Consider the following 2,932-nt stretch of genomic DNA (forward strand, 5'->3'; position numbering starts at 1 on the left):
TGAATACATATATACGGCAGATTCGTCTATTAATATAGCGGCAATAGAAATTCAAGCGCAACATGAAGCGGTGTCAAAAAATGAAAGCGCTGACACGCTTACCTTGAAAAAATTGCAGGAAATTCTTAATTTATTTATTGACGGTCAAATATTTCTTAGCGAACAGGATCTGACGGAGATTGAGCAAGCCATAGAAAGGCACAGAACCAGGAATTAAACGCGTTTACAATGAAATTTGATTCTTTTTTGAACAAAGTAGCGATTCTGGCAAAAAAACGCGATTATGAAGGCGCGTTAAACGCTCTTAAAGATGAAGAAGAAAGGTATTACGGTTCTTTTAAATACTATTACCTTTACGGAATTTTATGCCTTTACTCCGGCAATTACGCGCAGGCTCATGAAAATTTTAATCTTGCTAGAAAAATAAAAATAAACGATCCGGACTTAATGCTCTGTTTTGCGGTTCTTTATCTGAAACGCATGGACACCGTACAGGCCGTACATTATTATCTTGAAGTGCAGGAACTTGACTCAAAAAATAAAATCGCAAAAAAAGCCCTTGCCGTTATCAGAAAATATTCCGCCGGTGAAGCCCTGTCCGATTGGATTGCTGAAAATCTGCCAAAATTGTTTCCTCCCATTCCTTCTCCTTATGTTACGCCAAAAACAATTTTAAAAATTTCTTTAATATTTGCTGCTTTTGTTATTCTTGTTTTGGGAATATTAATAAACGTTAAAGCATTGCCCAACCCGTTTAAATCGAAAAATCAGCGTCCTATTGCGGATTTTAACCTGTCAGCTCAGGATAAAAATGAGAATGTTCAAGTAGGAGGTTACTACATGTACATTCTAACGCGCGATCAGGCTATTGATCTTTACAATAAAGCGTTGTCTCTTTATACCGCATACCGTGACGAAGAGGCAAAAAAAAGCCTTAACCGCATTCTTGAATCAAACGCGCCGCAGGGAATTAAAATACGCGCGCGTTCCATGCTAGAAACTATGGAAGTTCCCGGATTTGACAATTTTAAAAGAGCCGATAATCCTTCGTTTGCCGACGTAAAAAACGAGAGCGCCATTTACAGAAACGTATACGTTATATGGAAGGGCATGGCGACGAATGTCACGGTAACGGACGATGGGACAACCTTTGATTTTCTTGTAGGTTATGACACGCGCAAAACTCTTGAAGGAATAATCCCCGTAGTTTTTTCCGTCCCCGTCTCTATTAACATGGAACGCCCCCTTGAAGTACTGGGAAAAATAACGATAGGCTCTTCGTATTCAGACATCAAGTTGGAAGGCGTTGCGATACATCAGTCGGGTAAGCTTGAAAATTAAGAATTTTACACAAAGACCTCGCGCAAAGGCGCAAAGGCGCAAAGTTGTTGTTCGTAAGATTGTCGTTTTTCCTTCAAGATTTGTAGTTAAACTTATATATCTAGATCAATAATGAGTTATCGGACAGGAACTTCGCGCCTTTGCGCCTTTGCGAGAGAAAAGAGGTAATACATGAAAGCTGTGGTACAAAGAGTTATAGACGCGACTGTCAGCGTTGACGGGGTAGTGAAGGGGAGCGTTAAGAGCGGGCTGCTTGTTTATCTGGGAGTCGCGCATAACGATACTGAGGCTGACGCGGACTGGCTTTCTGAGAAAATAGCTTTCTTAAGGATTTTTAACGATAAAGAGGGAAAGATGAATCTGTCCTTGAAAGATTTGGCTTCTGTTGACAGTCAGGCGGGCGTTCTTGCGGTTTCGCAGTTTACATTGTTAGCTGACGCGCGAAAGGGAAGACGCCCTTCATGGAACGGAGCCGCCCCGCCTGAAAAAGCGAAACAACTCTACGAGTATTTTATGGAAGCTGTAAGAAAGACCGGCCTTGTCTGCGAATGCGGAGAATTTCAAGCGCACATGACGGTAAAGTACACTAATGACGGTCCTGTTACGATTGTTTTGGATACTCAAGAAAAATAATTATCGCAAGATTTTCACACAAAGATCACGAAGAGACAAAGATCACAAAGAGGGGAACCTTCGACCTTCGGTCTCGGTTGAGGTTCACAAAGAAGAGAGAAGAGGGGGTTTTTGTCCGTTATCTTATCGTAAAGCCCACGCAAAGCCTTAGGACAAAAACCCCTTTCCCCCCTTTGTGATCTCTGTACCTTTGTGATCTTTGTGAGAGTTCTTTGGAATTAATTCCGTAAATTAATATTCATTTTTCCCGCCAATTCCCGCAGAGTGTCAAGAGAGTTATCAATTTGCGTTTTATTGTGGCAGCTTGTCAGGCAGAAACGCATTCGCGACATATTTGCGGGGACTGCGGGGTAAACCGCGGGGGGAACAAAAATCCCCTTATCAAACATGGCCCACGATAGATCAAAAGCGTCGGAATCTTTGCCGACAAGAACGGGGGCAATCGCGCTTTCTCCCGCTTTGCAGAGGTTAAAGCCCTTTTCTTTGGCTTTTAAAACAAAATAGCGGATATTTTCCTGTAATTGTCTGACAAGCGAATTATCCTTCCTTATAATCCGTATTGATTCAAGAGTGGCGGCGGCAAGCGCGGGGCTTAAGCCCACTGAAAAGATAAAACCGGGCAGGGTATAGCGAAGATATTCAATCAGCTCTTTTTTTCCGGCAAGATAGCCGCCGCATGTTCCAAGCCCTTTAGAAAGCGTTCCCATTTTTATGTCAATATCATCGGGTTTAAGGTTAAAATACTCGTCAACGCCCCCGCCGTTTTTCCCGATAACGCAGCTTGAATGAGCCTCGTCAACCATGAGAAACAAACCGAATTCCTTTTTTAATTTAATAAATTCAGGGACGGGCGCTATATCGCCGTCCATGCTGTACACGCCTTCAATGATAAGCAAAACTTTTTCAAATTTGTCACGTAACGCCGTCAATATCGCTTTTGCCGCCTTGTAATCATTGT

Annotated in this window: 4 protein-coding genes; 3 read left to right on the forward strand and 1 reads right to left on the reverse strand. The window is 42.4% G+C overall.

Annotated elements, in window-relative coordinates:
• From ACYVRA_RS06020 to dtd, 3 genes are all read left to right on the forward strand, one after another.
• A partial coding sequence (locus ACYVRA_RS06020) for a hypothetical protein (RefSeq protein WP_461251846.1) occupies positions 1-217 on the forward strand: 217 nt, incomplete at its 5' end.
• An 11-nt stretch (positions 218-228) separates the two neighbouring features.
• Positions 229-1,341 carry a tetratricopeptide repeat protein gene (locus ACYVRA_RS06025; RefSeq protein WP_461251847.1) on the forward strand — a complete coding sequence of 371 codons (1,113 nt, stop codon included), beginning with the start codon at positions 229-231 and terminating at the stop codon, positions 1,339-1,341.
• Between the two features lie 171 nt (positions 1,342-1,512).
• Complete coding sequence (gene dtd / locus ACYVRA_RS06030) at positions 1,513-1,974, forward strand: D-aminoacyl-tRNA deacylase (protein ID WP_461251848.1); 462 nt, start codon at positions 1,513-1,515, stop codon at positions 1,972-1,974.
• Positions 1,975-2,192: 218 nt separating this feature from the next.
• On the opposite strand, the gene ACYVRA_RS06035 is transcribed toward dtd, so the two are convergent.
• The coding region (locus ACYVRA_RS06035) for an aminotransferase class I/II-fold pyridoxal phosphate-dependent enzyme (protein ID WP_461251849.1) at positions 2,193-2,932 on the reverse strand (740 nt) is incomplete at its 5' end.

Source organism: Treponema sp. R8-4-B8 (assembly GCF_054786175.1).

Bases quoted from the DNA above. Each gene is read 5' to 3' on its own strand.
- ACYVRA_RS06025 (WP_461251847.1), top strand. From the start codon at position 229: ATGAAATTTGATTCTTTTTTGAACAAAGTAGCGATTCTGGCAAAAAAA.
- dtd (WP_461251848.1), top strand. From the start codon at position 1,513: ATGAAAGCTGTGGTACAAAGAGTTATAGACGCGACTGTCAGCGTTGAC.